The 24,601-nt window shown below is 72.6% G+C and carries 22 protein-coding genes; 6 read left to right on the top strand and 16 right to left on the bottom strand.

Translation table 11 applies throughout. The annotated features are described in order from the left end of the window. Positions 1-2: 2 nt before the first annotated feature. The 4 genes from kdpB to ABEE00_RS15765 all read right to left on the bottom strand — a co-directional run bounded on the left by kdpB (position 3) and on the right by ABEE00_RS15765 (position 7,756). Entirely contained in the window at positions 3-2,156 is a 2,154-nt protein-coding gene (gene kdpB / locus ABEE00_RS15750) for a potassium-transporting ATPase subunit KdpB (RefSeq protein WP_345746087.1), read from the bottom strand. Then, positions 2,156-3,856, bottom strand: a complete 1,701-nt coding sequence (kdpA, locus tag ABEE00_RS15755; RefSeq protein ID WP_345746088.1) for a potassium-transporting ATPase subunit KdpA — start codon at positions 3,854-3,856, stop codon at positions 2,156-2,158. The genes kdpB and kdpA overlap by 1 nt, the downstream gene beginning before the upstream one ends. 9 nt (positions 3,857-3,865) lie before the next feature. Continuing rightward, entirely contained in the window at positions 3,866-3,955 is a 90-nt protein-coding gene (kdpF, locus tag ABEE00_RS15760) for a K(+)-transporting ATPase subunit F (protein ID WP_345746089.1), read from the bottom strand. 201 nt (positions 3,956-4,156) lie between these two features. Further along, positions 4,157-7,756 carry a hypothetical protein gene (locus ABEE00_RS15765; RefSeq protein WP_345746090.1) on the bottom strand — a complete coding sequence of 1,200 codons (3,600 nt, stop codon included), beginning with the start codon at positions 7,754-7,756 and terminating at the stop codon, positions 4,157-4,159. Positions 7,757-7,875: 119 nt separating this feature from the next. Between ABEE00_RS15765 and ABEE00_RS15770 the strand changes: the two genes are divergently transcribed. After that, the gene (locus tag ABEE00_RS15770) at positions 7,876-8,145 is read left to right on the top strand and encodes a hypothetical protein (RefSeq protein ID WP_345746091.1); all 270 of its coding nucleotides are present in this window, start codon (positions 7,876-7,878) and stop codon (positions 8,143-8,145) included. Between the two features lie 64 nt (positions 8,146-8,209). Here the strand turns inward: ABEE00_RS15770 and ABEE00_RS15775 are convergent, their stop codons facing one another. Genes ABEE00_RS15775 through ABEE00_RS15785 form a run of 3 tightly spaced genes read right to left on the bottom strand, consistent with a single transcriptional unit; the run spans position 8,210 to position 10,186 of the window. Then, a complete protein-coding gene (locus ABEE00_RS15775; protein WP_345746092.1) occupies positions 8,210-8,992 on the bottom strand; it encodes a DUF3710 domain-containing protein in 783 nt (260 codons plus the stop codon). A gap of 1 nt (position 8,993) precedes the next feature. Beyond that, on the bottom strand, positions 8,994-9,572 hold the full coding sequence (gene dut, locus ABEE00_RS15780; RefSeq protein WP_345746205.1) for a dUTP diphosphatase: 579 nt from the start codon (positions 9,570-9,572) through the stop codon (positions 8,994-8,996). 38 nt (positions 9,573-9,610) lie between these two features. Then, complete coding sequence (locus tag ABEE00_RS15785) at positions 9,611-10,186, bottom strand: PaaI family thioesterase (protein ID WP_345746206.1); 576 nt, start codon at positions 10,184-10,186, stop codon at positions 9,611-9,613. 75 nt (positions 10,187-10,261) lie between these two features. Between ABEE00_RS15785 and ABEE00_RS15790 the strand changes: the two genes are divergently transcribed. Then, entirely contained in the window at positions 10,262-10,726 is a 465-nt protein-coding gene (locus tag ABEE00_RS15790; protein WP_345746093.1) for a DUF3093 domain-containing protein, read from the top strand. 29 nt (positions 10,727-10,755) lie between these two features. Here ABEE00_RS15790 and ABEE00_RS15795 read toward each other — a convergent pair whose 3' ends face one another. From ABEE00_RS15795 to ABEE00_RS15810, 4 genes are all read right to left on the bottom strand, one after another. Next, positions 10,756-11,646 carry a hypothetical protein gene (locus ABEE00_RS15795; RefSeq protein ID WP_451918588.1) on the bottom strand — a complete coding sequence of 297 codons (891 nt, stop codon included), beginning with the start codon at positions 11,644-11,646 and terminating at the stop codon, positions 10,756-10,758. A 13-nt stretch (positions 11,647-11,659) separates the two neighbouring features. Continuing rightward, positions 11,660-11,959: a DUF4193 domain-containing protein gene (locus tag ABEE00_RS15800; RefSeq protein ID WP_345746094.1), complete on the bottom strand. Its 300-nt coding sequence runs from the start codon at positions 11,957-11,959 to the stop codon at positions 11,660-11,662. A 428-nt stretch (positions 11,960-12,387) separates the two neighbouring features. Beyond that, positions 12,388-13,668, bottom strand: coding sequence for a sensor histidine kinase (locus ABEE00_RS15805; RefSeq protein WP_345746095.1), 1,281 nt, complete (start codon positions 13,666-13,668; stop codon positions 12,388-12,390). 4 nt (positions 13,669-13,672) lie between these two features. Continuing rightward, a complete protein-coding gene (locus ABEE00_RS15810; RefSeq protein WP_345746096.1) occupies positions 13,673-14,326 on the bottom strand; it encodes a response regulator transcription factor in 654 nt (217 codons plus the stop codon). Positions 14,327-14,764: 438 nt separating this feature from the next. On the opposite strand from ABEE00_RS15810, the gene ABEE00_RS15815 reads away from it, so the two are divergent. Then, the gene (locus ABEE00_RS15815) at positions 14,765-14,950 is read left to right on the top strand and encodes a hypothetical protein (RefSeq protein ID WP_345746097.1); all 186 of its coding nucleotides are present in this window, start codon (positions 14,765-14,767) and stop codon (positions 14,948-14,950) included. 132 nt (positions 14,951-15,082) lie between these two features. Here ABEE00_RS15815 and ABEE00_RS15820 read toward each other — a convergent pair whose 3' ends face one another. Together ABEE00_RS15820 and ABEE00_RS15825 are read right to left on the bottom strand one after the other, a co-directional pair. Then, positions 15,083-15,901: an inositol monophosphatase family protein gene (locus tag ABEE00_RS15820; RefSeq protein ID WP_345746098.1), complete on the bottom strand. Its 819-nt coding sequence runs from the start codon at positions 15,899-15,901 to the stop codon at positions 15,083-15,085. A gap of 83 nt (positions 15,902-15,984) precedes the next feature. After that, positions 15,985-17,136 (bottom strand): ferrochelatase, encoded by a 1,152-nt coding sequence (locus ABEE00_RS15825; RefSeq protein WP_345746099.1) that lies wholly within the window; start codon positions 17,134-17,136, stop codon positions 15,985-15,987. A gap of 166 nt (positions 17,137-17,302) precedes the next feature. Here ABEE00_RS15825 and ABEE00_RS15830 point away from each other — a divergent pair, with 166 nt between their 5' ends. Beyond that, the gene (locus tag ABEE00_RS15830) at positions 17,303-18,643 is read left to right on the top strand and encodes a D-arabinono-1,4-lactone oxidase (protein ID WP_345746100.1); all 1,341 of its coding nucleotides are present in this window, start codon (positions 17,303-17,305) and stop codon (positions 18,641-18,643) included. Between the two features lie 75 nt (positions 18,644-18,718). Here ABEE00_RS15830 and ABEE00_RS15835 read toward each other — a convergent pair whose 3' ends face one another. Continuing rightward, positions 18,719-20,116, bottom strand: coding sequence for a hypothetical protein (locus ABEE00_RS15835; protein WP_345746101.1), 1,398 nt, complete (start codon positions 20,114-20,116; stop codon positions 18,719-18,721). Positions 20,117-20,556: 440 nt separating this feature from the next. On the opposite strand from ABEE00_RS15835, the gene sepH reads away from it, so the two are divergent. Continuing rightward, the gene (sepH, locus tag ABEE00_RS15840) at positions 20,557-21,870 is read left to right on the top strand and encodes a septation protein SepH (RefSeq protein WP_345746102.1); all 1,314 of its coding nucleotides are present in this window, start codon (positions 20,557-20,559) and stop codon (positions 21,868-21,870) included. Positions 21,871-21,991: 121 nt separating this feature from the next. On the opposite strand, the gene ABEE00_RS15845 is transcribed toward sepH, so the two are convergent. After that, positions 21,992-22,822, bottom strand: a complete 831-nt coding sequence (locus ABEE00_RS15845; RefSeq protein ID WP_345746103.1) for a sulfurtransferase — start codon at positions 22,820-22,822, stop codon at positions 21,992-21,994. A gap of 271 nt (positions 22,823-23,093) precedes the next feature. On the opposite strand from ABEE00_RS15845, the gene ABEE00_RS15850 reads away from it, so the two are divergent. Then, on the top strand, positions 23,094-23,897 hold the full coding sequence (locus tag ABEE00_RS15850) for a VOC family protein (protein ID WP_345746104.1): 804 nt from the start codon (positions 23,094-23,096) through the stop codon (positions 23,895-23,897). Here ABEE00_RS15850 and ABEE00_RS15855 read toward each other — a convergent pair. Then, the gene (locus ABEE00_RS15855; RefSeq protein ID WP_345746105.1) at positions 23,863-24,543 is read right to left on the bottom strand and encodes a thymidine kinase; all 681 of its coding nucleotides are present in this window, start codon (positions 24,541-24,543) and stop codon (positions 23,863-23,865) included. The genes ABEE00_RS15850 and ABEE00_RS15855 overlap by 35 nt on opposite strands. Positions 24,544-24,601: the final 58 nt, after the last annotated feature.

Below are 24,601 nucleotides of genomic sequence, written 5' to 3' on the forward strand. Positions count from 1 at the left end.
GGTCAACCCACCCCGGGGATCAGAGTGATGAGCATGTCGATGAGCTTGATGCCGAGGAACGGGGCGATCAGCCCGCCCAGTCCGTACCGGGCGAGGTTGCGCCGCAGCATCCGGTCTGCGCTCAGCGGCCGGTAGCGCACGCCCCGCAGGGCGAGCGGCACGAGGGCCACGATGATCAGCGCGTTGAAGATGACCGCGGCGAGGATCGCGGACTGCGGCGAGGCCAGGTGCATGATGTTCAGCTTGTCCAGCCCCGGGTAGGCCACCGCGAACATCGCCGGGATGATCGCGAAGTATTTCGCCACGTCGTTGGCCAGCGAGAACGTGGTCAACGCGCCGCGGGTGATGAGCAGTTGCTTGCCGATCTCCACGATCTCGATGAGCTTGGTGGGGTTGGAGTCGAGGTCCACCATGTTCCCGGCCTCCTTGGCGGCCGAGGTCCCGGTGTTCATCGCGACACCCACGTCGGCCTGCGCCAGCGCCGGGGCGTCGTTCGTGCCGTCCCCGGTCATGGCCACCAGCCGCCCGCCGGACTGCTCCCGCTTGATCAGCGCCATCTTGTCCTCGGGAGTGGCCTCGGCGAGGAAGTCGTCCACGCCCGCCTCCTCCGCGATGGCCTTCGCCGTCAGCGGGTTGTCACCGGTGATCATCACGGTGCGGATGCCCATCGCGCGCAGCTCGTCGAACCGCTCCCGCATCCCCTCCTTGACCACGTCCTTGAGGTGGATGACGCCCAGGACACGGGCGCCCTCGGCGTCCTCGCGGGCCACCAGCAGCGGAGTGCCGCCCGCCTCGGAGATCTCGTTGACCAGCGCTTCCGCGTCCTCGGCGACCTCTCCGCCGCGCTCCCGCACCCAGGTGATCACCGAACCGGCCGCGCCCTTGCGGACCTTGACCCCGTCCACGTCCACACCGGACATGCGGGTCTGCGCGGTGAAGGGCACCCACTCCGCGTGCTCCAGCTCCCCCTGGTGCCGCTCCCTGAGGCCGTACTCCTCCTTGGCCAGCACCACGACGGACCGCCCCTCCGGGGTCTCGTCCGCCAGGGAGGAGAGCTGCGCGGCGTCCGCGACCTCCGCCGCCCTGGTGCCCCGTACGGGGACGAAGGCGGCGGCCTGCCTGTTGCCCAGCGTGATGGTGCCGGTCTTGTCCAGCAGCAGCGTGGACACATCGCCCGCGGCCTCGACCGCGCGGCCCGACTTCGCCAGCACGTTGCGCTGTACGAGGCGGTCCATGCCCGCGATGCCGATCGCCGAGAGCAGCGCCCCGATCGTGGTGGGGATCAGGCACACCAGCAGCGCGGCCAGCACCACGAGGGACTGCCTGGCCCCCACGTACACCGCGAACGGCTGGAGGGTGACCACGGCGAGCAGGAAGACGACGGTGAGCGAGGCGAGCAGGATGTTCAGCGCGATCTCGTTGGGCGTCTTCTGCCGGGCCGCGCCCTCCACCAGGCCGATCATGCGGTCGATGAAGGTCTCGCCCGGCCTGGTCGTGATCCGCACGACGATGCGGTCGGAGAGCACCCGGGTGCCGCCGGTCACCGCCGAGCGGTCACCGCCCGACTCCCGGATCACCGGCGCCGATTCGCCCGTGATCGCGGACTCGTCCACCGAGGCCACGCCCTCGGCCACGTCGCCGTCGCCGGGGATGACATCGCCGGCCTCGCAGACCACCAGATCGCCGATGGACAACTCGGTGCCGGGTACGCGGTGTTCGACGCCGTCCACCAGCTTGCGGGCCACGCTGTCGGTCTTCGCCTTGCGCAGCGTGTCCGCCTGCGCCTTCCCCCGGCCCTCCGCCACGGCCTCCGCCAGGTTGGCGAACAGCACCGTCAGCCACAGCCACGCGGTGATCACCCAGCCGAACCAGTCGCCGGGGTTCGCGACGGCCAGCACCGTGGTCACCACGGAGCCGACCTCCACCACGAACATGACCGGCGACTTCGCCATGGTCCGCGGGTCCAGCTTCCGGAACGCGTCCGGCAGCGAGGCCAGCATCTGGCGCGGGTCGAACAGCCCGCCGCCGACGGCCCGTTGGGGTCCAGCACCGGGCGCGTCCGGGACGTCCCCCTGCCCCTCCTCGTGCGGCCCTGCCGGTGTGGTCGCACCCGGCGTCGTGGTGTCCGGGGTCGTGCCCCGTGTCGTCGTACTCATCAGGACAGTCCCTCCGCGAGCGGCCCGAGCGCGAGCGCCGGGAAGAAGGTGAGCCCGGTGATGATCAGGATCGCCCCGACCAGCAACCCGGCGAACAGCGGCTTTTCGGTGCGCAGCGTGCCCGCGGTCGCGGGGACCGGCGCCTGCCGGGCCAGCGACCCCGCGAGCGCCAGCACGAACACCATCGGCAGGAAGCGGCCCAGCAGCATGGCGATGCCGAGCGTCGTGTTGAAGAACGACGTGTCCGCGCTCAGCCCCGCGAAGGCGCTCCCGTTGTTGTTGGCCGCCGAGGCGTACGCGTACAGCACCTCGGAGAAGCCGTGCGCGCCGGTGTTGGTCATCGCCTCCTTGCCGTACGGGAGGGCCATGGCCAGCGCGGTGCCGCCGAGCACCAGCGCGGGGGTGACCAGGATGTAGCAGGCCGCGAGCTTGATCTCGCGGGTGCCGATCTTCTTGCCGAGGAACTCCGGGGTACGGCCCACCATCAGGCCCGCGAGGAACACCGCGATCACGGCCATGACCAGCATCCCGTACAGCCCCGAGCCCACACCGCCCGGCGCGATCTCGCCCAGCATCATGCCGAGCAGCAGCACCCCGCCGGACAGGCCGCTGAAGGAGTCGTGGAAGGAGTTCACGGCGCCGGTCGAGGTCATGGTCGTGGACACCGAGAACAGCGAGGACGAGCCCTCGCCGAAACGCTGCTCCTTGCCCTCCATGGCCCCGCCGGCGAGCTGCGCGGCGGTGCCCGGGTGCGCGTACTCGGTCACCGTCACCGCGATCACGCCCGCGAGCCAGATCACGCCCATCGCCGCGACGATCGCGTACCCCTGCTTCAGGCTGCCGGTGAGCCGGCCGAAGGTACGCGGCAGCGAGAACGGGATGACCAGGATCAGCGCGATCTCCAGCAGGTTGGAGACGCCCGTGGGGTTCTCGAAGGGGTGCGCCGAGTTGGCGTTGAAGAAGCCCCCGCCGTTGGTGCCCAGCTCCTTGATCGCCTCCTGCGAGGCCACGGCGCCGCCGGATATGTGCTGGGTGCCGCCGGAGAGGGTGTGCACCGCGTGCGGCGCGGCGAAGTTCTGGATGGCGCCGGTGGCCACCAGCACGACGGCGGCCACGGCCGCGACCGGCAGCAGGATGCGGACGGTGCCGCGCACCAGGTCGGCCCAGAAGTTGCCGAGCTCCCCGGTGCGGAATGGGGTCTCCCCTGCTCGAGCGGAGCCGAGAGCTCGGGGAAGCGCGAAGCCCCGTACGAGGGCGAGCGCGACGGCCATGCCCACGGCGGCGGACACGAAGTTCTGCACCGCGAGCCCGCCGGTCTGCACGAGGTGGCCCATGGCGGACTCGCCCGCGTACGACTGCCAGTTGGTGTTCGCGACGAACGAGGCGGCGGTGTTGAACGCCTGGTCGGGCGAAATGGGCTTGAAGCCCAGCGACAGCGGGAGCTTGTCCTGCACCCGCTGGAGTACGTAGAGGAACAGCACGCCGACGGCGGAGAAGGCCAGGACCCCGCGCAGGTAGGCGGTCCAGCGCATCTCCGCATCGGGGTCGGCGCCTATGCAGCGGTAGATCCACCGCTCGGCGCGCAGATGCCTGCGGGAGCTGTAGACGGCGGCCATGTAGTCGCCGAAGGGGCGGTGCACCAGGACCAGCACGGCGACGAGCGCGCCGATCTGGAGCACATCAGCGGTGACGGTGCTCATGACGGGCGCTCAGAACCTCTCCGGGAAGACCAGGGCGAGGGCGAGGTAGCCCAGCAGCGCGAGGGCGACCACGAGGCCGATGACGTTCTCGGCGCTCACAGCCTGTCCACTCCCTTGGCGACGAGCGCCACGAGCGCGAAGACCGCGCAGGCGACGGCGACGAAGGCCAGATCGGCCATCGAGGGGCTCCCAACGGGTAGTCCGGTATTTCACTGACCGCCCCAGAAAACCCCCGCCACACCCCCGCAACGGCTCCCGTTAACGCCTCCGATACGCCCTGAGCACGGCCTTTGACGGGGTCTATACGGGCACCTGGTCAGCGCCTTCGGCCGCCGAGCCGGTCTTCTGGGCCTCACTGGCCTCGCCCGCCTCCAGCCACGCGAGCAGTTGCCGCAACCTCAGCCTCCGGGCCCCGAAGGTCTCCGGATCCGCGATCAGCTCCTGGAGCCACTCCCGCGCGTCGTCGACTGCGCCGGCCGCCTGGACGTCCAGGAGCAACGACAATTCCCACCGCTCGGGAGCCGAGGGACGCCGGAGGAGATGCCGCCATGCGTCCCTCGCGGCGGCATCAGCGCGCATGGACGCGAGCTGCTGGGCGAGATCCCTGCGTCGGTGCCAGGTGAGTTTGGGGTGTTGCTCGAGGTGCCGCACCAGTTCCGGCACCGCCTCGTGCCCTTCGCTGTCGGCGAGCACCCGCAGGGCATGGAAGACGTCGTCTCCCTGGGCCTGCCCCAGAGCCACCAGCTCGCGCGCGAAGCGGCAGCGCAACCGGGACAGACTTTCCTCTCCGCCCTGCTTCAACGCGTCGATCATGCCGCGCAGCCATCTGCTGTCCGCGGCGAGCAGGGGTGTCGTGCGCCACACACGCTCCAGCCGCTCGCCCACGCCGTCGTCCTCCACCTTCAGCAACACGCCGGCGGCCTCCTCGTAGGAGTCGGCCCGGAGCAGGGGAGTACGCAGGGTGAGTTCCGCGACCTCGCCCGCTTCGGCCCTGGCCCCGGCGTCCAACAGCGCGTTCGCCACGTCGAGCCGGTCCACATGTGCCAATGCACGGCCCCGCTGCGTGCGTTCCATCACGGCCGGCACGGCCGCGCTGCCCTCCGCCGCCAGCCAGGCCGCTATGACGTCGCCACCTCCGCACACGCCCCACCGGTGGTCACCCACCACATCGGGCGCCCACTCGAGGCCGTCGGGTTCCAGCCCCGCCTTGGCCAGCGCCTCCATCAGCACACCCGGCACCCACAGCCCGTGGCCGAGCTGAGCGTCGCTCGCCCCTATCGCCGCGACGATCTCCGAGCGCCCCTCCTCGCCCTGGGCCTTGAGCCAGATCCGTGCCGCGGTGTCGAGCACATCCCTGTATCCCACACCGCTCCGGAGCACAGTGCGGGCGATCCTGCCCGCGGGCTCGGTCTCCCCCACCGCATCGAGTGCCTCGGCTATGGTCGCCCGCCCGACCTGGTCGGTCGGCGGACGCCCGGCCGCGCACCGCTCGATGGCGTACGGAGCGGTGGCGGGGCGTGCCTTCAGCCAGGCCTCTGCCGCGCGCTTCAGATGGTCTCGTCGCGCACCGGGATGTTCGATCGCTCGTGCCGCGTACGCCTCCGTCTGTTCCGGGTCCCCCAGGCACTCCAGGGCCTCCGCCGCCACGGAGAGTTCGAAGGCGTCCACGGCCGGGCCCCGGACCAGCGCGTGCGCCCGGCGCCGGGCGGCCTCCCGTGCGGTGTCGCTGACCCCGCACGCCACCCGAGTGGCGCGTGGCAGGGCTCCCCACATCGCGTCCATCACCTCGAGCAGCAGCCGCTCGGCGTCCTCGCGGGCCCCCGCCCGGCTGAAAGCCTCAACGGCTCGCAGACGCGTCATTTCGCTGAGCGTCTCCCGCGCGGCGATCCGCTCCAGCCGCACCAGCACACCCGGGTGCTGGCCGAGCGCCCCCAGCGCCTCGAAGGCCGCGTCACGGTCGTCGGGGTCCAGGGCGTGCAACCCGATGGCCTCCAGGTGGTCGAGCACCCGCTCGTGGTTCTCCTCGCTGAACCGCGCTCCCTCGGCCATCAGCACGCCGGCCAGAAGCTTCCGCTGGTGGCCGCCCGCCGAACCGTCCAGGAGCTGGAGGGCGATCCGGTCCGCCTCGCACTCCGCCCGCTCGGACCACAGGCAGAACACGAACAGCGCGAAGGTCCTTTCGTCCCCCTGGAACGCCCGCCGCACCCAGGTCTCCATCTCCGGGAAGTCCTCGGGTATCTCCTCCGCGTACGACCGCGCGGCCATGAACTCCGCAAAGGAATGGTGCAGAAAGCGGAAGTCGTCCCCGTCGGGGACGACCATGCCGGTCCCGGAGAGGAACTCGCGCAGCTCCGCCTCCCACCCTCCCAACAGGTCTCCCTCGCCGTGCTCCCCCACCCAGACCCTCGCCGCCTCCATCAGCGAGCCCTCGGCCTCGACCCTCCGCCGACCCAGCGCGCCCAGCAGCGCGGCCTTCCGGGCGTCGAGCCAGACGTGGAAGTCGCGCCGCTCGGGGTCGTCCTGGTAGCGACGGCGCAGTCGCGTGCGCGAACTGCCCGTGCTGACACCGCGGCTGAGGAGGTTTTCGCAGAACCCCTGGTAGAGGCTGAGCCTGCTGGTGGGCAGCGGCTTCGCCGGGTCGACGGTGGCGTTGACCGCCGCGATCGTGGCCAGCAGCGGGTTCTGTACGAGCTCGTGCAGCCGGCCGTCCTCGGTCTCCTTCAGGAAGCGGTCGGCGGCCGAGCGGGCCCGCTCCTTGTCCCCGGAGTGCTGCGCGGCGAACCACTTGCCCGCGAAGTCCCGCAGCTCCGCGTCCCCGAAGGGCTCCATGACGTACGAACCGGTCAGCGAGCCGCGCAGCGGGGCCAGTTCGGTGTCGGGCAAGGGCCGGGTGGTGACGACGAAGCGGTAGTCACTGCCCGTACGGGCGTGCTGGGCGATCGTGCGGATGACTCCGGTCCGCGCCTGGCGGTCGGCGATCTCATCGAGGCCGTCGACCATCACCAGCCAACGCGCTCCCTGTACTCGTCCCCCGAACAGCCCGGACGGCGGGTCGCACACCAGGCTCCGCCCCAGGCTGGCCCGTACGGCCGCGCACAGCACCGAACTCCAGGACCCGCCCTCCCCGATCAGCGAGCGTGCGGAGACCCGTACGGGAATGACAGGCTCCGTCAGCGGCGACTCCAGGCTGCTGTCCTCGCGCAGCCAGATCCGCGACACCGTCCAGGCCAGATGGCTGGAGAGGGTGGACTTCCCGGCTCCCGGCTCACCGGTGATCAGCAGATGCTCATGACGCGCCAGGGCGTCGGGCACCGGCAGCACGGATTCCCGGACGTCCCCCGCCTCGCCCCGGTCGAACCCGGCCGGACTCTCCCCGCTTTCGCCTCCCGCACGGCTCGCGGCGCGCGATGAGCCGTCCTCATCATGCACAGGCATACGGATGTGCTGCCGAACATAGACCGCGGACAGCGGCGGCTCCTCCACTCCGAGGACGTCGTACGGCAGCCGTTCCACCGCCCTGCTCTGGGCCTCGACCAGGTTGCGCGCCGCGAGGGCGGGGAGCGGAAGCTGGGCCCAGGAAACCAGCCGCCGGGTGGCCTCCTCCTGACGCGCCGCCGCCGCCCGGTCCATGGCCTCCTTGGCGCGGATCCACAGGGGCTCGACCTCGGCCGGGTCGCGGCCCAGCCCGATGGCCAGGGCACGCAGGATCTCCCGCTTGAGCAACCGGGTGCCGTTGTGGATGCCGTAGACGACGTTGCGCTGGGCGAGTTCGGCGCGCACGACGGCGTTCGGGCTCTCATAGCCGGCGTCGGCCATCGCCTGGCGGAACCACTCGGCCAGCTCGCCCAGCTCCGGATAGCGCTCCGGCCCTCCGTCCTTCGCAGGACGCCCACCTGGCATGCATCTCCCCCTGCTCCGCCAACTGCCCCGAGTTTCCCGCTGTTTCACCAGCCTAGAAGGAAACTCCCCACTCGCAGGAGGCTTGTGTCATACCGGCCGCCGACCGACAGGAGACCTCCATGGGCCCGCTGGACGCCCTCCCCGCCCCGCTGCTCGCCGTACTCGCCGCGGTGCCCGCGCTCGGGCTCGTCGCGCGGGTGTGGATCGGACACCGCACAGCCGTACGCCTCGCCCGGGAGCGCACGGAGCAGGTGCGGCTGATCGTCACCGGCACAGCGGACGGCCCGGCGGAGCTGGTCCGCGCCTGCGCCGAACTGGAGGCCGCATCGCGCACGCCCGCGGCCGCGCCCCGGACAGGCCGTCGGGGACGCGCGGCACAGGGCCCCTGAAATGCCGAATGCCGAGCCCCTCATGGGGCTCGGCATTCGGCAGCGGGCTACAGCCGCGCAGCGCTCAGCGGACCTCGGTGATCTCCGGCCCCCGCTGCAGCTTGTCCAGGCCGCCCGCGAAGCGGGAGCCCTCCTCGACGGTCTCCTGCTGGACACCGTCGGGAACCATCTGCGCGTCCTCGGGGAGCTTCAGGACGATCGGGTCGCGGGGCGCCATCGGCGACTCGCCGCGCACCACCACGGTGTCCGTGAAGATCTGCTCCAGCAGCCCGGCGGTCTCCGGCTGCACCGCGCCCTGCCCGGAGATCACCCCGCGCAGGAACCAGCGCGGGCCGTCCACGCCGATGAAGCGCACGACCTGCACGCCGTTGGTGCCGTCCGGAAGCTGGACCGGCACCTGCGCGCGCAGCTCCCAGCCGAACGGGCCCTCGACCTCGTCGATCACGCCGCCCTGCTGGGTGATGCCGGAGGCGATCTCCTCGCGCACCTCGTCCCAGATGCCCTCGCGCTTCGGTGCGGCGAACGCCTGGAGCTGCACCGCGCTGTCCTGGAGCACGATGGTGGCCGCGACGATCGCGTCGCCCGCGACCTCGACCCGCAGCTCCATGCCCTCGACACCCGGGACGAACATCCCGCCGAGGTCGACGCGGCCCTGCGTCGGGTCCGTCACCTCCTCGACGTCCCAGGGGCCGTCGGGGCGGGGAGGCGGCGGCAGCTTCACACGGGCCGCCTCCGCCTCGGTCACGGCGTCGGCGCCCTCGTCCCCGGCGGCGTCCTGTTCCGTCTCGAACCCGTCCGAGGCGCCCGTCTCAGGCTCTTCGCTCTTCTTGCGACGACGTCCGAACACGTCACTGTCCTCTCGGGTCGGATGGCCGGTCGTCGGCTCCGACCGGAACGTAATCATTCTGCTGTACGTGCTGTGCGGCGGCTGCGGCATGGCCGCCGGTTGACCCGAATCCCCCTGCGGCCCGCACGGAACCGGGCAGCTGACCGACCTCCCGGAAGCTGACGCGCTCCACCCGCTGGACGACGAGCTGGGCGATGCGGTCGAACCGCTCGAACCGCACGGACTCGCGCGGGTCAAGATTGGCCACGATCACCTTGATTTCCCCACGGTACCCGGCATCGACCGTCCCGGGAGCATTAGGCAGAGCCACACCGCAGCGTGCGGCCAGGCCGGAGCGCGGGTGTACGAAGGCCGCGTAGCCGTCCGGCAGCGCGATCGAGATCCCGGTGGGCAGCACGGCCCGTTCGCCGGGCGCGAGCACGGCCGCCTCGGTGGTCACGAGGTCGGCCCCGGCGTCCCCCGGCCGCGCGTACGACGGCACCGGCACCTCGGGGTCCAGCCGCACGAGCTGTACGTCGAGGCCCTGGTCAGAGATCTGGTCGGCGTTCCGCTCGGGGCCCTGCTCGGGGCTCTGGCCCATATCCTGCTCACGGCTCTGGTCGATGCTGGGGCCGCCGGTCACGGGTTCACCTCGAAGGCGCGGGCCCGGCGCACGGTGTCCGGGTCGTCCATCGCGGCCTGGATCTCCTCGCCGCGTCCGTTCTTGAGGAAGTGTTCGACCTTCACCTCGATGAACAGCGCGTCGGCACGTACCGCGACGGGCCCCTCGGGGCCGCCCACGCGTCCCGTGGCCGAACAGAAGATCTTCCGGCCGTGCACCCCGGTCACCCGGGCCTCCAGATACAGCACGGAGCCGACCGGCACCGGAGCCGTGAAGTCGGTCTCCAGGCGCCCGGTCACCGCGATCGTGTGCATCATCCAGCCCAGCGCGCCCAGCGTCTCGTCCAGCGCGGTGGCCAGCACCCCGCCGTGCGCGAGGCCAGGGGCGCCCTGGTGCTCGGGCTTCACCGTGAATTCGGCGGTGACGTCGACGCCCTCGCCGGCCCGCGCCTCCAGGTGCAGGCCGTGCGGCTGTCCCGCGCCGCAGCCGAAACAGTGCTCGTAGTGCGAGCCCAGCGGCTCTCCAGGGGCGGGTGCGTCGGGGTGCCGCACGGGTGCGGCGGCATCCTCCGGCGGCGCCAGCGGGGTCTTGATTGGTTCGGCAGCACTCACGGGTGCAGACCCTACCGCCGTGCACGGGGCGTGAGTGCGGCGTGCCAAGCTGGAGGCATGGTTCCTCAGGTCCCGCCGTACGACGAACGCCTCACAGCGCCCCGCTCCTGGTGGCTCATCTGCGCCCTGGTGGGGGTCGCCGGCGCCCTGATGCTGCTCCCGCTGGGACCGCTGCCCGCGCTGGGCGGCCTGGTCGGCGCGGCGGCCCTGTCGGCCGTGCTGGTCAGCGCCTACGGCGCGCTGCGCGTACGGGTCGTCGCCGGGTCCCTCGTCGCGGGGGACGCGCGCATCCCGGTCCGGGCGCTGGGCGAGGCCCATGTGCTGGACGAGGAGGAGGCCCGCGCCTGGCGGAGCTTCAAGGCGGATCCCCGCGCGCACATGGTGCTGCGCGCCTATGTGCCGACGGCGGTCCGCGTGGAGATCACCGACCCCGAGGACCCCACTCCGTACGTCTATGTGTCCACACGCGATCCGGAGCGGCTCGTCGAGGCGCTGGGCGCGGCACGCGAGGCGGCCGCCTGACCTGCGGGGCTCTACCTGACCCGCGGGCTCTAGTCGCCCTGCGGGAGCTCCTGCGCGGACGCCGGCAGCTCCTCCCAGGGGATCTGCCGCGCGCGGAGGCCCTTGCGCACCTTGGCGGCGAGCCGTTTCGTGTCCCGCCTGTTCATCGCGGCGCCCACCGTCGCGCCGATCAGGAACGGCGTGAGGTTGGGCAGGCCGCGGACCAGCCGCTTCGTGATCTGCTGGCGCAGCTCGCGCTTCATCTGGCCGCCGAGCGCCGCGTTCACCGTGGCGGGGACGGCCAGGTCGATGTCCCGCTCCGAGGTCCAGGAACCGAGGTACGCGGAGGCGCGCTGCCCCGCGTTGCCTGGCGGGCGCCGTCCGTACACCTCGTGCAGCTCGGCGATGAGCTTGACCTCGACCGCGGCGACCCCGGCGATCTCGGTGGCCAGCTCGGCCGGCATCGCCGGAGGCACCGGCAGCATCGCCGCTGCGCCGACCCCGGCGCCCACGGTCGCGGAACCGTGCATGGCGCCGGAGACCAGCTTGTCGGCGATCTCCTCGGGGCCGAGCCCCGGGAACTGACGGCGCAGCGTCGCCAGGTCCCGCACGGGGATCCTGGGCGCCGTCTCGATGACGCGGTCCGCGACCGCGCCGAGGAAGGCGCGGACCCTGCCCGCCTTGTCGGTGCGGCCCCCGCCCGCACCTTCATGGGGCTCCGGTGTGGTCACGGAGTCCTCTGCGCCCGGGGACCACGGGTCCCCGGGAGAACGCTGCGCCTGCGGAGCTCCGCCCCGTGAACCGGAGCGTCTGCCGCGCAGCCGCCGTGCCAGGCCGCGCCCGCGTGCGCCGTCCGGCGCCGACGGGGCGGTGGGCGGAGAGAGCGGGACGGGCCGGTCGTGCTCGTCCCGCTCCGCGTCGCGCTCGTCACCGGCCGCCACGGACGGGCCCCGGTCAGGCCGCGCAGTCGCGGCAGATCGGCTGGCCGTTCTTCTCGTCGGCGAGCTGCGAGCGGTGGTGCACCAGGAAGCAGCTCATGCACGTGAACTCGTCCTGCTGCCGCGGCAGCACGCGGACGGAGAGCTCCTCGTTCGAGAGATCGGCGCCGGGCAGCTCGAGACCCTCGGCCTGCTCGAACTCGTCCACATCCACATTGGAGGCGGACTTGTCGTTACGGCGGGCCTTCAGCTCTTCGATGCTGTCTTCGCTGGCGTCTTCGTCGGTCTTGCGTGGGGTGTCGTAATCCGTTGCCATTTCGCTCTCCCCCTCTGGGTGTCTGCGGTGTCTCCAGCGCACGTAACGCGTGGGAGGCCGGACAGGTGCCCGACCTGAGGCGGAGATTTTGCCGCACTTCAAGGTCTGTTACTCAATCGACACCCAACCGCGCCTCTGAAGAGGTGATCGCGGCCGGGGCCGAGGAGAACCATAAACCCCCGCTGATCGCGCTCCGCGCACGCCATCACGGGTAGTGCCCAGGATCTCCGGCAGGGGAAACCTGGACGTACCCGGATTTCTTCCCTGTGTACCGTCACGCTCGGTAGATGGCCGAAAATTCGGCTGTGCGATCGCTCACAGGGATGCGCAGCGGGGCTCGAAACCGTACCAATTACGCATACGGCGAACTCCGGCACCCCGGCCGACGACGGATGATCGCAGATCCCGGGCCCGCGCGGGGCCGGGTCTCAGACGGGCAGCGAGACCCGCACGATCAGTCCGCCCTCCTCGCGCGGCTCCGCCGAGACGGCGCCGCCGTGCGCGCGGGCCACCGAGCGCACGATGGACAGGCCGAGGCCGACGCCCTTGTCGCTGCCCGTGCGGTCGCTGCGCAGTCTCCTGAACGGCTCGAAGAGATTGTCCACCTCGTACGCGGGGACCGCGGGTCCGGTGTTCTCCACCACCAGCACCGCCTGTCCCGGCTGGGCTTCCGTCGTGACCGAGACCCATCCGTCCTCCCGCAGGTTGTAGCGGACGGCGTTCTGCGCCAGGTTCAGCGCGACGCGCTCCAGGAGTACCCCGTTGCCCTGGAGATACGATGGCTGGCGGACTCCGCGCAGCTCGACGCCCTGGTTCTGGGCCTCTCCGCGTACCTGCTCCACCGCCTGCCCGGCCACCTCGGCGAGGTCGACGGGCTTGCGGTCGATCAGCTCGTTCTCGCTCCTGGCGAGCAGCAGCAGGCCCTCCACGAGCTGCTCGCTGCGCTCGTTGGTGGCCAGCAGCGTCTTGCCGAGCTGCTGGAGCTCCGGCGAGGCCTCCGGGTCGGAGAGCTGGACCTCCAGCAGCGTTCTGTTGATCGCCAGCGGGGTGCGCAGCTCGTGCGAGGCGTTGCCGACGAAGCGCTGCTGCGCGGTGAAGGCGCGGTCGAGGCGGTCCAGCATCTCGTCGAAGGTGTCCGCGAGCTCCTTCAACTCGTCGTCCGGGCCCTCCAGTTCGATCCGCTTGTGCAGGTCGGAACCGGCCACCTGCTGCGCGGTGCGGGTGATGCGGCCGAGCGGCGCGAGCACCCGCCCCGCCATCACGTACCCGAAGGCGAAGGCGGCCACGGCGAGGCCCAGCAGCGCCAGCAGCGAGCGGCGCAGGAGCTGGTCCAGGGCGATGGCGCGCTGGATGTCGGTGCAGCGCGAGAGCCGCTGCATGAAGTCCTGGCTGGAGAGCTGTCCTGAGAGTCCCGGGCAGGAGTCAGAGGTGAGCTGCGCGTTGGCGCTCAGGATGCGGAACGGGAGCTGGCTGCCGTCGTGCAGGGCCTGCGCGGCGAGCAGGTAGATGATCGTGAGCAGCACCATGCCGGCGATCAGGAACATCCCGCCGTAGAGCAGGGTGAGCCTTATCCGGATGGTGGGGCGCAGCCACGGGTACTGGCGGGTGGGCTGGCGCGGGTCCCAGGTCGGCTTGGGCGGCGGGGTCTGCACCTGCTGCTGCCGCCCGGCGGACGGGCCGGGTTCGTGCGGTGTGGTGGAGGCGGCCATCGGGTCAGATCCGGTATCCAGCGCCCGGGACGGTGACGATGACGGCTGGCTCCCCGAGCTTGCGGCGCAGGGTCATCACCGTGACCCGCACCACGTTGGTGAACGGGTCGGTGTTCTCGTCCCAGGCCTTCTCCAGGAGCTGTTCGGCGGAGACCACCGTGCCCTCGCCGCGCATCAGGACCTCCAGCACGGCGAACTCCTTGGGCGCGAGCTGGATTTCCTCGCCGTTCCTGAACACCTCGCGGCGGTTGGGGTCCAGCTTGATCCCGGCCCGCTCCAGCACGGGGGGCAGCGCGGTGGTCGTACGGCGGCCGAGCGCGCGCACCCGGGCGATCAGCTCGGAGAACGCGAAGGGCTTGGGCAGATAGTCGTCGGCGCCGATCTCCAGGCCCTCCACGCGGTCGCTGACGTCGCCGGAGGCGGTGAGCATCAGCACCCGGGTGGGCAGGCCGAGTTCGACGATCTTGCGGCAGACGTCGTCGCCGTGGACCACGGGCAGGTCGCGGTCGAGCACCACCACGTCGTAGTCGTTGAGGTCGATGCGGTCCTGGGCCGCCTCGCCGTCGTAGACCACGTCGACGGCCATGGCCTCCCGGCGGAGCCCGGTGGCGACGGCATCGGCGAGCAGCTTCTCGTCCTCCACGACGAGTACGCGCACGGCGCTTGTCCTTTCTGCGGTTCCCGGTCCCGCGGTACCCGGTCGGCGCGGCCGGCGGTCTGCTGCCGGCGGCCGGTGTCCCGGGCAGGGGTCAGCGGGGGTACGGCGGTCGCCCCCATCCTGCCTGGAATGCCGGTAAACCGGCTGTAAGAGAGCGCGGGCCCGGCGCCCTGCGCGCGGCTCCCGGCGCGGCATACGGGGCGGCATCCGGGCGCCCCCTGTGCGCCCCCGGCGGGAATCCCGCAAATTCCGGGGGTGTTGGAGGTTTCCGGCGGCACCGGCGCGGGGAGTACGACTGCACACCCGCGATCACGCCCTGTAGGCGGAATGCCACGGGAGCCGCGCGTGGTCCTCCGCCCCAAGGGGCTCACGCCGTGATCGGACCGTCCCGACCCTGGCACACCCCCGTGCCACCGACCCACGACGAGGGGGCGCACCATGGACGCGTTCACCGCAGGGCTGCTGCAGCGTATAAGGAACACCGAGTCCGACCTGCACCGCGCTCGCCAGTCGGGCGACGACTTCCTCGCGGAGGTCGAGCAGGCGGAGCTGGAGGATCTGCACCGGCTCGCCGCCGAACACGGCGTCGAGGTCTCCGGCGCCCCCTCGGCCGCCTGCTCCTGACCCCGACTCCCCGACCCGGTGTGCGACCCCCGCACACCGGCACCCGCATACAGACGCGAAGGGGCCCGGGAAGCACACGCTTCCCGGGCCCCTTCGCGTCCGGGGTCTCCCCCTTCGCGTACGGGGTCCCCCTCAGGCGTCCAACGCGTCCAGCACCGGCTGGAGTTCCGCGAACACGCCGGGTGAGGCCGCGAGGGTCAGCCCCTCGCCGGCGGGCTCTCCGGGCCGGCCGCCGGTGACCGCTCCCGCCTCGCGCGCCACCAGTTCGCCGGCCGCCCGGTCCCAGGCGTGCAGCCCCCGCTCGTAGAAGGCGTCGAGGCGTCCGGCCGCCACCGCGCACAGGTCGATCGCGGCGGAGCCCGAGCGGCGGATGTCCCTGACCTGCGGGAGCAGCCGCCGTACCACCTCGGCCTGTGCCTCGCGGCGTTCGGTCACGTAGTTGAACCCGGTGCCGACCAGCGCCTGGTCCAGCGGCGGTGCCGGGCGGCAGGTGAGCGGCTGTGCGTTGCGGAAGGCGCCGTGGCCCAGCGCCGCGCGGTAGGTCTCGCGCAGCGGCGGGGCCTCGACCACGCCGACCACGGTCTCGCCCCGGTACTCGGCGGCGATGGACACCGCCCAGTCGGGGCGCCCGTACAGATAGTTCACGGTGCCGTCCAGCGGGTCGATCACCCAGCGGACGCCGCTGCTGCCCTCCGACGAGGAGCCCTCCTCGCCCAGGAAGCCGTCCTCGGGGCGGCGTTCGGCGAGATAGCCGGTGATCAGCTTCTCCGAGGCGAGGTCCATCTCGGTCACCACGTCGACGGCGCTGCTCTTGGTCGCGGCCACCCCGAGGTCGTCGGGGCGCCCGTCGCGCAGCAGCGCTCCGGCGCGGGAGGCCGCCTCCAGGGCGAGTTCGAGGAGTTCGGCCTTGAGCTGGTCGAGCTGATCCTGCTGGTCGAGCTGGTCGCTCACGTTTCTCCTTGCTGGGTACGTGCTGGGGTCCGTACGTACGCGGCCGCCGGGCACAGGGGTGGTGCGCCCCGGTCGGCACCCGGTCAGTACGGGCTGTCGGCACCCGCCGCCGCGGGCTTGGGCTCCCGCGCCGGGCAGCAGCCGACCGGGCACAGGTCGTGGCTGGGCCCCAGGGCGCCGAGCGCGCAGCGCTCCGGGCGGCCGCCGCGCTCGGTGGCGGCGCGCTCCAGCACCAGTTCGCGCACGGCGGCGGCGAAGCGCGGGTCGGCGCCGACGGTGGCGGACCGCACCACGGGCAGGCCCAGCTCCTTGGCCTTGTCCGTGGCCTCGGTGTCGAGGTCGTAGAGGACCTCCATGTGGTCCGAGACGAAGCCGATGGGGATCATGACGGCCGCCGCCGTGCCCCCGCCGTGCAGCTCCTCCAGGTGGTCGCAGATGTCCGGCTCCAGCCACGGGATGTGCGGGGGGCCGCTGCGCGACTGGTACACCAGCGTCCAGGGGCGCTCCACCCCGGTGCGCTCGCGTACCGCGTCGGCCACCACCCTGGCCGCGTCCAGGTGCTGCGCCACATAGGCGCCGCCCTCGCCGTGGTCCTCCACGGGGCCCGAGGTGTCGGCCGCCGCCGTGGGGATGGAGTGGGTGGTGAAGGCCAGGTGCGCGGAGTCGCGGACCGACTCGGGGAGTTCGCCCAGCGACTCCACGACGCCGTCGATCACCGGCTCCAGGAAGCCCGGGTGGTTGAAGTAGTGCCGCAGCTTGTCGACGCGCGGCAGCCGCTCGCCCTCGGTCTCCAGCGCGGCCAGCGACTCGGCGAGGTTCTCCCGGTACTGGCGGCAGCCCGAGTACGAGGCGTACGCGCTGGTGGCCAGGACCAGCACCCGCTCGTGCCCGGCCTTGCTGATCTCCCGCAGGGTGTCCGTGAGGTAGGGCGCCCAGTTGCGGTTGCCCCAGTAGACCGGCAGGTCGAGGCCGTTCTCGGAGAAGTCCTCCTCCAGCGCCGCCTTGAGCGCGCGGTTCTGCGCGTTGATCGGGCTCACGCCGCCGAAGAGGTAGTAGTGCTGCCCCACCTCCTCCAGCCGCTCGCGGGGGATGCCGCGTCCCCTGGTCACGTTCTCCAGGAAGGGCACGACGTCCTCGGGACCCTCGGGGCCGCCGAAGGAGAGCAGCAGGAGGGCGTCGTACGGGAGGGGGGAGGGAGAGTCGCCGGGGACTCCGGCGGCGAGCGCTTCGGACATATCTCCGATCCTGCCATCCGGTGCGCCGGACCGGCGGCCGCCCTCCTCGTACCGCCGCGTAACCACTATCCGGACGCCGTGTTTTCGCAGGCTCCGGACTATGGATCTCCGTGCGGGCCGCGTGCTTATGATCCCCCACCAACCGAGCGGAGGGGGCCGGAGGTCCATGGTGCGGAGCACGGCGGTGCGGGCCGGACAGCGGGGCGCGGCGGCCCCGACATGGCGCAACTGGGCGGGCAACGTGTCCGTGAGCCCGGTGCGCACCAGTTGCCCCTCCACCACGGAGGGCCTCGCCGAGGTGGTGCGGCGCGCGGCGGAGGACGGGCTGACCGTGAAGGCCGCGGGCACCGGGCACTCCTTCACCGCGGCGGCCGCCACCGAGGGGGTGCTGATCAGGCCGGACAGGATGACCGGCGTACGGAGGATCGACCGCGCTGCGGGCACCGTCACGGTCGCGGCCGGTACGCCGCTCAAGGTGCTGAACCGCGCCCTCGCCGAGGAGGGCCTGTCGCTCACGAACATGGGCGACGTCATGGAGCAGACCGTCTCCGGCGCCGTCGGCACCGGCACCCACGGCACGGGCCGCGACTCGGCCTCCCTCGCGGAGCAGGTACGCGGCCTGGAGCTGGTGTGCGCCGACGGCTCGGTGCTGCGCTGCTCGGACAAGGAGAACCCGGAGGTCTTCGAGGGCGCCAGGCTGGGCCTCGGCGCGCTGGGCGTGATCAGCGAGCTGACCTTCGCGGTGGAGCCGCTGTTCCTGCTCACGGCGCGTGAGGAGCCGATGCCCTTCGACCGGGTCACGGCCGAGTTCGATCAACTGGTCGCCGAGAACGAGCACTTCGAGTTCTACTGGTTCCCGCACGCCGAGGGCTGCAACACCAAGCGCAACAACCGCAGCATGGGCCCCGCGCAGCCGCTGCCCCGGGCCCGCGGCTGGATCGACGACGAGCTGCTGTCCAACGGGATGTTCCAGGCGCTCTGTTCGCTGGGCCGCGCGGTGCCCGGGACGGTGCCACCGGTGGCCCGCGTCTCCAGCAGGGCCCTGTCGGCCCGCACGTATACCGACATCCCCTACAAGGTCTTCACCTCGCCCCGCAGGGTGCGCTTCCTGGAGATGGAGTACGCAGTGCCCCGCGAGGCCGCGATGGACGCGCTGCGCGAGCTGAAGGCCCTGGTGGAGCGGTCGGACTTCCGGGTCAGCTTCCCCGTGGAGGTGCGCACGGCGCCCGCCGACCAGGTGCACCTGTCCACCGCGCACGGCAGGGACACCGCCTACATCGCGGTCCACATGTTCCGCGGGACCCCGCACGAGGGGTACTTCACCGCCGCCGAGCGGATCATGACCGCGCACGGCGGCCGCCCGCACTGGGGGAAGCTGCACTCCCGCGACGCCGGCCAGCTCGCGGACCTCTACCCGCGCTTCGCCGACTTCCAGCGCCTCAGGGACCGCCTGGACCCGACGCGGATGTTCGCGAACGACTACCTGCGCCGGGTCCTGGGGGCGTGACCACTCCGTACGCCTGAGGGGCCGGGGTCCCGGGGCCCGTACGGAGTTCCCGTACGGGGAAGGCCCGGGCTCGGCCTAGCTGGGGCTCGGCGCGTCGCGCGGCGGCTGCCCTGTGCCGGACTGCGCGCTCTGGTCGCCGGAGCCGCCGTCCGACGTGCTCCCCGGATCGCCGGTGTCTCCCCCGGTGGTGCCGCCGTCGCCGCCGGTCGTGCCGCCGCTGTCCCCGCCGGTGGTGCTCCCGGAGTCGCCGCCCGAGGTGCCCCCCGAGTCGCCCCCGGTGCTGCCGCCGGTCGTGCCGGAGGAGCCGCCGCTGTCGCCGCCCGTGCTGCCGCCGGTGGTTCCCGAGCCGCCGGTGCTGCTGCCGTCGCCGCTCGTTCCGCCGTCGCCCGCGCCGCCGTCGCGCTCCCCCGCGCTCCCCTGACCGGGGGCCTGCGAGGGGTCCGTGCCGTCGTGCGAGCCGCCCGTCGTGCCCTGCTCGCCGGAGCCGCCGGAGCCGCCGGGCTGCTCGTTCGTACCGTCGCCCGGGGACTGCTCACTGCCGGAGCCCCCGCCGTGGAAGACCCGGCCGACCGAGGTGCCCTTGCCGCCGGAGACGCTGTCCCCGGAGATCAGCTCGAACGCGGAGATCCCGCCGACCGCGATCAGGAACACCAGCAGCGCGGGCACCAGCGTTCGCTTCCAGCCCCGCCACTTGGTGCCGTGCGTGGTCGGATCGGTGAACTCGTCGTCGCCTTCTTCACCGTCGGCCGCCCCGGTCTGCGCCGCACCGGTCCGCTCCGCTCCGGCCTGCGGCATCAGCGCGGTCTCGTCGCCGGCCGCCGGGCCCCCGGCCGCCGCACCCGCACCGGTGCCGGTCTCCGCGCGGCCCAGCATCCGGGTCACCTCGTCGGTGCTGACCATCTGCACGCGGTCCACATCGCGCCGGGTGTGGCCGGTCAGGCCGTTGCCGGTCCGGGTGCGGCCGGGGTCCGGGTCCAACTTCCGCGTACCGTCCGTGTTTTCGGGATCACCCTCAGTGCCGGATATGTCCAGGAGCCGCGTCGCCTCGTCCGACTCCCGTACTCCTTCCGGTATTTGTGCGGTGGCCGCCACCTCCGGGGGACTTTCGTCCTGATCCTGTGAGGACCTCTCTCCCGGATCTTCCATGGTCGTCACCGTCACGTCGCGGTAACCGGACCCGTCGCGATTCCTCACCGAGACCTGCCGCACACGCGGGTTGCCCTGCGAGGTCTTCACCTTGATCTCTTCGCCGGTACGCCGGAAGAAGTGCTGGAAGAGGGGGCCGCCGGTCGTGGCGACCACGCTGACCACACCCGCCCCGATGAAGGTCCCGTAGACACCGAGCTGACCCGCCAGCACCGCGGCCACCACCGCCGCCACGGCACTCCCCGCCACCTGCGCGAAGCTCAAGTCGATGCGTTTCGACCTGGGTTCGCCCTCGCCGCCCCGGGACGCCTTGTCCTTCTCGTCCATTACCTGCCTTCGCTCCCGCACTTCGACGCACTTCCACCACTGTGCACCGTTTAGAGACTTTTGAGCGAAGCAGATGGTTCCGGTTCAGGAGGTTCTGTGACCCCGGGCACGCGAGGGACTCCTGCGGCATGAGAGGCTTGTGCCTCAACTCCCTTGCCCCCGACCAACTTCGACGGCGCGGCGGTCCACCCAGGTGGCCCTAATGGAGTAGTGTGGCGAGCCCTGGCCTCGGCTCTGGCCTGGCGCAGGCAGCACAGGTGACTCCATTCGTCACTTTGCGTTGCGCAGTGGTGACGGTGCCATTGCGGCGGCCCCGGGAACGCCCCGGCGGGCCGGGGAAGTCGGCAAGGTTGTGGCAGCCTGCGCCCGGGGCAAGCCACACTCGTCTAGCGGGAGCAGCGACGCACGTGACGTCGGCAGGCACCACCCGGGAGGTCCCCATGCCCGAACTGCGTGTCGTGGCCGTCAGCAACGACGGCACACGGCTGGTGCTCAAGGCTGCCGACTCCACGGAATACACGCTGCCGATCGACGAGCGGCTGCGCGCCGCCGTGCGCAACGACCGCGCGCGGCTGGGCCAGATCGAGATCGAGGTCGAGAGCCACCTCCGCCCGCGGGACATCCAGGCGCGCATACGGGCCGGTGCCTCCGCCGAGGAGGTCGCCCAGCTCGCCGGGATCTCCGTCGACCGCGTGCGCCGCTTCGAGGGCCCCGTGCTCGCGGAGCGCGCCTTCATGGCCGAGCGCGCCCGCAAGACGCCGGTCCGCAGGCCGGGTGAGAACGCCGGGCCGCAGCTCGGCGAGGCGGTCTCCGAGCGGCTGCTGGTGCGCGGCGCCGACAAGGACACGGTGCACTGGGACTCCTGGCGCCGGGACGACGGCACCTGGGAGGTGCTGCTCGCCTACCGGGTGGCGGGCCGTCCGCACTCCGCGACCTGGACGTACGATCCGCCGCGGCGCCTGGTGCAGGCCGTGGACGACGAGGCGCGCGCGCTCATCGGGGAGTCCGACGACACTCCGGAGCCCAGCTTCCCGTTCGTCCCGCGGATCGCGCGGCTGCCCCGCGAGCACACCGACGGCGAGCCCCAGGAGGAGCGCGGCCCCCGCGGCGAGGCGGGCGCGCTGCCGTCAGCGCCGGTGCGCGAGGAGCCCGTGGCCGCGGCCGACGAGGGCGAACCGGACTCGCTGACCAGCCTGTTGGAGGCCGTGCCCAACTTCCGGGGCGACATGGTCGTGCCCGAGCAGCAGGCGCAGGAGCCCGCGGAGGAGGAGCCGCAGCCGGCCGCGTACACCGAGCGGGACCGCGGTGACCGCGACCGGACCACCGAGCGGGAGCGCCCCGAGCGGGACCGCACCGAGCGCCTGGACCCGGAGCGGCTGGACCGCGACCGGCCCGACCGCGACCGCATCGACCGGGACCGCCTGGACCGCGACCGGCCCGAGCGTGACCGTCCCGACCGGGATCGCCCCGACCGTGACCGGCCCGAGAGGGATCGTTCCGACAGGGAGCGTCCCGAGCCCGAGCCGGAGGAGCCGGCGGCCGAGGAGGAGCCGGTGGAGCCGCCGGCCCCGGCGGCCAGTGCGGGAGCGGCGTACGCGGATGTGCTGATGCCGCGTTCGGTGGCCGCGCACCGGGACCGGCTCAAGGGCACGACCGACAGGCAGGCCGAGGCGGACGGCGTCCGCCCCGGCCGTCGCGCTGCCGTGCCGAGCTGGGACGAGATCGTCTTCGGCACCCGCCGCAAGAAGGACTGACCCGGAGAAGAGCCGAAGAAGGGCCGGCCCGAAGAAGGACCGGCCCGCGGACGGAGACGGGCGCGCGGACCGGGCCCCCGGGACCGGCCCGCGCCCTCCCTTCGGGTGACCGTGCCGCGGCTCAGCCGGGCCCGGGTCCGGTGACCACCGGGCGGCCCGAAGCGGCCCATTCGCTCCACGAGCCCGGGTAGAGCGCCGCGTCCACGCCCGCCTCGGCGAGGGCCAGGACCTGCTGGGCAGCGGAGACGCCCGAGCCGCAGTAGACCCCGACCTCGGCGCCCGTACCGGCGCCCAACGCCTCGAAGCGCGCGCGGAGTTCGCCGGTGTCGCGGAAGGTGCCGCTCTCCGTCAGGTTCTCCGTGGTGGGCGCCGAGACGGCCCCCGGGATGTGGCCCGCGACCGGGTCGACGGGCTCCAGCTCGCCCCGGTAACGCTCCCCCGCGCGGGCGTCCAGGAGCACTCCCCGGCGCGCGAGCGCCCCCGCCGCATCGGCGTCCAGCACCGGCATGCCGCCGGGCCGCGCGGTGAAGTCGCCCTCCTCGGGGGCCGGCTCCTCCTGCGTCAACGGCCCGTCCCAGGCGGCCAGTCCGCCGTCCAGCACACGGACGTCGGGGTGCCCGGCCCAGCGCAGCAGCCACCAGGCGCGGGCGGCGGCCCAGCCCTGCGCGTTGTCGTACACCACCACGGGGCGGTCCTCACGCACTCCGGCGCGGCGCATCGCGGCGGCGAACTCCTCCGGGTCCGGCAGCGGGTGGCGGCCCCCGGCCGCACCGCCAGGATCGGCCGCGAGGTCGCTGGGCAGGTCGACGTACACGGCGCCGGGCAGGTGCCCCGCCTCGTACTCCGGGCGTCCGGGCGGGCCGCCGAGGCTCCAGCGGACGTCGAGGAGGACGGGAGGCCGTTCGGAGGTCAGCTCGCCCGCCAGTCGGGTTGCGGAGATGATGGCAGTCATGACGCCATCCTCGCGCATCGGCGCCGTCCCACGTTCCCCGTACTGCCGCGGTGCGCGGCCGTGTTCGACGCGGTGGACGCGGGAAGGGGCGCGGGTGCGCGCGGGGCCGCGGGGCGGCTCCCCGGCCCAGGTGTTCGGAAAATCCGGCGCGGCCCGGGAGCGGGAGGCGGCAGGTGGTGCGAGCATCTGCACCGGGCACGACAGGCCAGGGGAAGTCGACGGCGACTCCACTGCACGACCGCATCGATGATGGTCCGGAGGAGAGAAGCAGATGACCGAGGCAGCGGATCGGGACGCGTACGAGGGGCATGCCCTGGGCACGCCCTGCTGGGCGAGCCTGATGGTGCACGATCTGGCCGCGGCCCGGGAGTTCTACCGGCGGCTGTTCGGCTGGGAATTCCGGGACGGGCCACAGCAGTTGGGCCCCTACGTACGCGGCACCGTGAACGGCCGCGCGGTCGCCGGGCTCGGCGAGATGCCCGCGGGCAGGTCCCTGCACGTCGCCTGGCTCCCGTATTTCGCGAGCCCTGACGCCGACCGCACCGCCTCGCTGGTGCGCGAGTGCGGCGGCACCGTGGGCGTCGGACCGCTGGACGCCGAGGAGGCCGGGCGGATGGCCATCGCGTCCGACCCGGCCGGTGCGCCCTTCGGCGTGTGGCAGGCCGGCGAGCATGTGGGCGCGGGGCCCGGCGGCGGGGAGGCGACGGGCACCCCGGTCTGGTACGAGCTGGTGGTGCCGGACTCCGCGGTGGCCGCCGCCTTCTACCCGATGGCGTTCGGGCACAGCGCCGAGGAGAGCAAGGACGACGCGGGCGACGTGGTCGTCCTGCGGGTGGACGGCGTCCCCGTGGCGGGGATCCGCGGGATGGGGAGCACGCTGCCGCGCGGCAGGGGCCCGCACTGGACGACGTACTTCACCGTCGAGGACCCGGACGCGACCGCGCGGCTCGCCGCCGAGCTGGGCGGCCGGGTGCTGGAGCCCCCGCAGGACGGGCCGATGGGCCGCTACGCCGAGCTGGCGGACCCGGAGGGCGCGGAGTTCACGGTGACGCGGTGGAAGCGGAGCGACGGCTAGGCGCGTCGACGGGCAGCATGTCGGGGGAGATCGGGCCCGCGCCCGCTGTGGCGGCGGTGAGCCTGCGCCGGTGGTGTCGGCGGCACAGCACCTCGTAGCCGACCTCGCCGGTGGGCTCGCCGACGTCGCCGACCACGACCTGGGCGCCCTCGACGACCATGCGGCCGCCGACGGTGCGCGCGTTGTGCGTGGCCCGCGCGCCGCACCAGCACAGCGCCTCGACCTGGAGCACCTCGATGCGGTCGGCGAGCTCCATCAGCCGCTGGGAGCCGGGGAAGAGCTTGGTGCGGAAGTCGGTGGTGATCCCGAAGGCGAAGACGTCCAGGCCCAAGTCGTCCACTATGCGGGCGAGTTGGTCCACCTGTTCGGGCGTGAGGAACTGGGCCTCGTCCACGATCACGTAGTCGGCCCGCTCGCCCGCCGTCAGGTGCCGCACCAGATGGTGGTGGAAGTCCAGCCCGTCGGCCGCCTCCACGGCCTCGGTGACCAGCCCGAGCCGGGAGGAGAGCCGCCCCTCGCCCGCGCGGTCGTTGCGGGTGAAGATCATGCCCTGGAGCCCGCGCGCCGAGCGGTTGTGCTCGATCTGGAGGGCGAGCGTGCTCTTTCCGCAGTCCATCGTTCCGGAGAAGAACACCAGCTCAGGCATGGGGACTTGGGCCTTTCACGGTTGGTAAGGGGAGGCGCGCGGCGCGCCGTGGGGCTGC

It is taken from the genome of Streptomyces odontomachicola, assembly GCF_039605595.1.
Taxonomy (GTDB): Bacteria; Actinomycetota; Actinomycetes; order Streptomycetales; family Streptomycetaceae; genus Streptomyces.

What these genes read in the sequence shown, in the direction of transcription:
- dut (WP_345746205.1), bottom strand. Translation starts at nt 9,572, where the DNA reads ATGGGCCAGAGCCCCGAGCAGGGCCCCGAGCGGAACGCCGACCAGATC.
- ABEE00_RS15830 (WP_345746100.1), top strand. Translation starts at nt 17,303, where the DNA reads ATGGTGCGGAGCACGGCGGTGCGGGCCGGACAGCGGGGCGCGGCGGCC.
- ABEE00_RS15805 (WP_345746095.1), bottom strand. Translation starts at nt 13,668, where the DNA reads ATGGCCGCCTCCACCACACCGCACGAACCCGGCCCGTCCGCCGGGCGG.
- ABEE00_RS15835 (WP_345746101.1), bottom strand. Translation starts at nt 20,116, where the DNA reads ATGGACGAGAAGGACAAGGCGTCCCGGGGCGGCGAGGGCGAACCCAGG.
- ABEE00_RS15855 (WP_345746105.1), bottom strand. Translation starts at nt 24,543, where the DNA reads ATGCCTGAGCTGGTGTTCTTCTCCGGAACGATGGACTGCGGAAAGAGC.
- ABEE00_RS15845 (WP_345746103.1), bottom strand. Translation starts at nt 22,822, where the DNA reads ATGACTGCCATCATCTCCGCAACCCGACTGGCGGGCGAGCTGACCTCC.
- kdpA (WP_345746088.1), bottom strand. Translation starts at nt 3,856, where the DNA reads ATGAGCACCGTCACCGCTGATGTGCTCCAGATCGGCGCGCTCGTCGCC.
- ABEE00_RS15815 (WP_345746097.1), top strand. Translation starts at nt 14,765, where the DNA reads ATGGACGCGTTCACCGCAGGGCTGCTGCAGCGTATAAGGAACACCGAG.
- kdpB (WP_345746087.1), bottom strand. Translation starts at nt 2,156, where the DNA reads ATGAGTACGACGACACGGGGCACGACCCCGGACACCACGACGCCGGGT.
- ABEE00_RS15850 (WP_345746104.1), top strand. Translation starts at nt 23,094, where the DNA reads ATGACCGAGGCAGCGGATCGGGACGCGTACGAGGGGCATGCCCTGGGC.
- sepH (WP_345746102.1), top strand. Translation starts at nt 20,557, where the DNA reads ATGCCCGAACTGCGTGTCGTGGCCGTCAGCAACGACGGCACACGGCTG.
- ABEE00_RS15800 (WP_345746094.1), bottom strand. Translation starts at nt 11,959, where the DNA reads ATGGCAACGGATTACGACACCCCACGCAAGACCGACGAAGACGCCAGC.
- ABEE00_RS15825 (WP_345746099.1), bottom strand. Translation starts at nt 17,136, where the DNA reads ATGTCCGAAGCGCTCGCCGCCGGAGTCCCCGGCGACTCTCCCTCCCCC.
- ABEE00_RS15770 (WP_345746091.1), top strand. Translation starts at nt 7,876, where the DNA reads ATGGGCCCGCTGGACGCCCTCCCCGCCCCGCTGCTCGCCGTACTCGCC.
- ABEE00_RS15765 (WP_345746090.1), bottom strand. Translation starts at nt 7,756, where the DNA reads ATGCCAGGTGGGCGTCCTGCGAAGGACGGAGGGCCGGAGCGCTATCCG.
- ABEE00_RS15790 (WP_345746093.1), top strand. Translation starts at nt 10,262, where the DNA reads ATGGTTCCTCAGGTCCCGCCGTACGACGAACGCCTCACAGCGCCCCGC.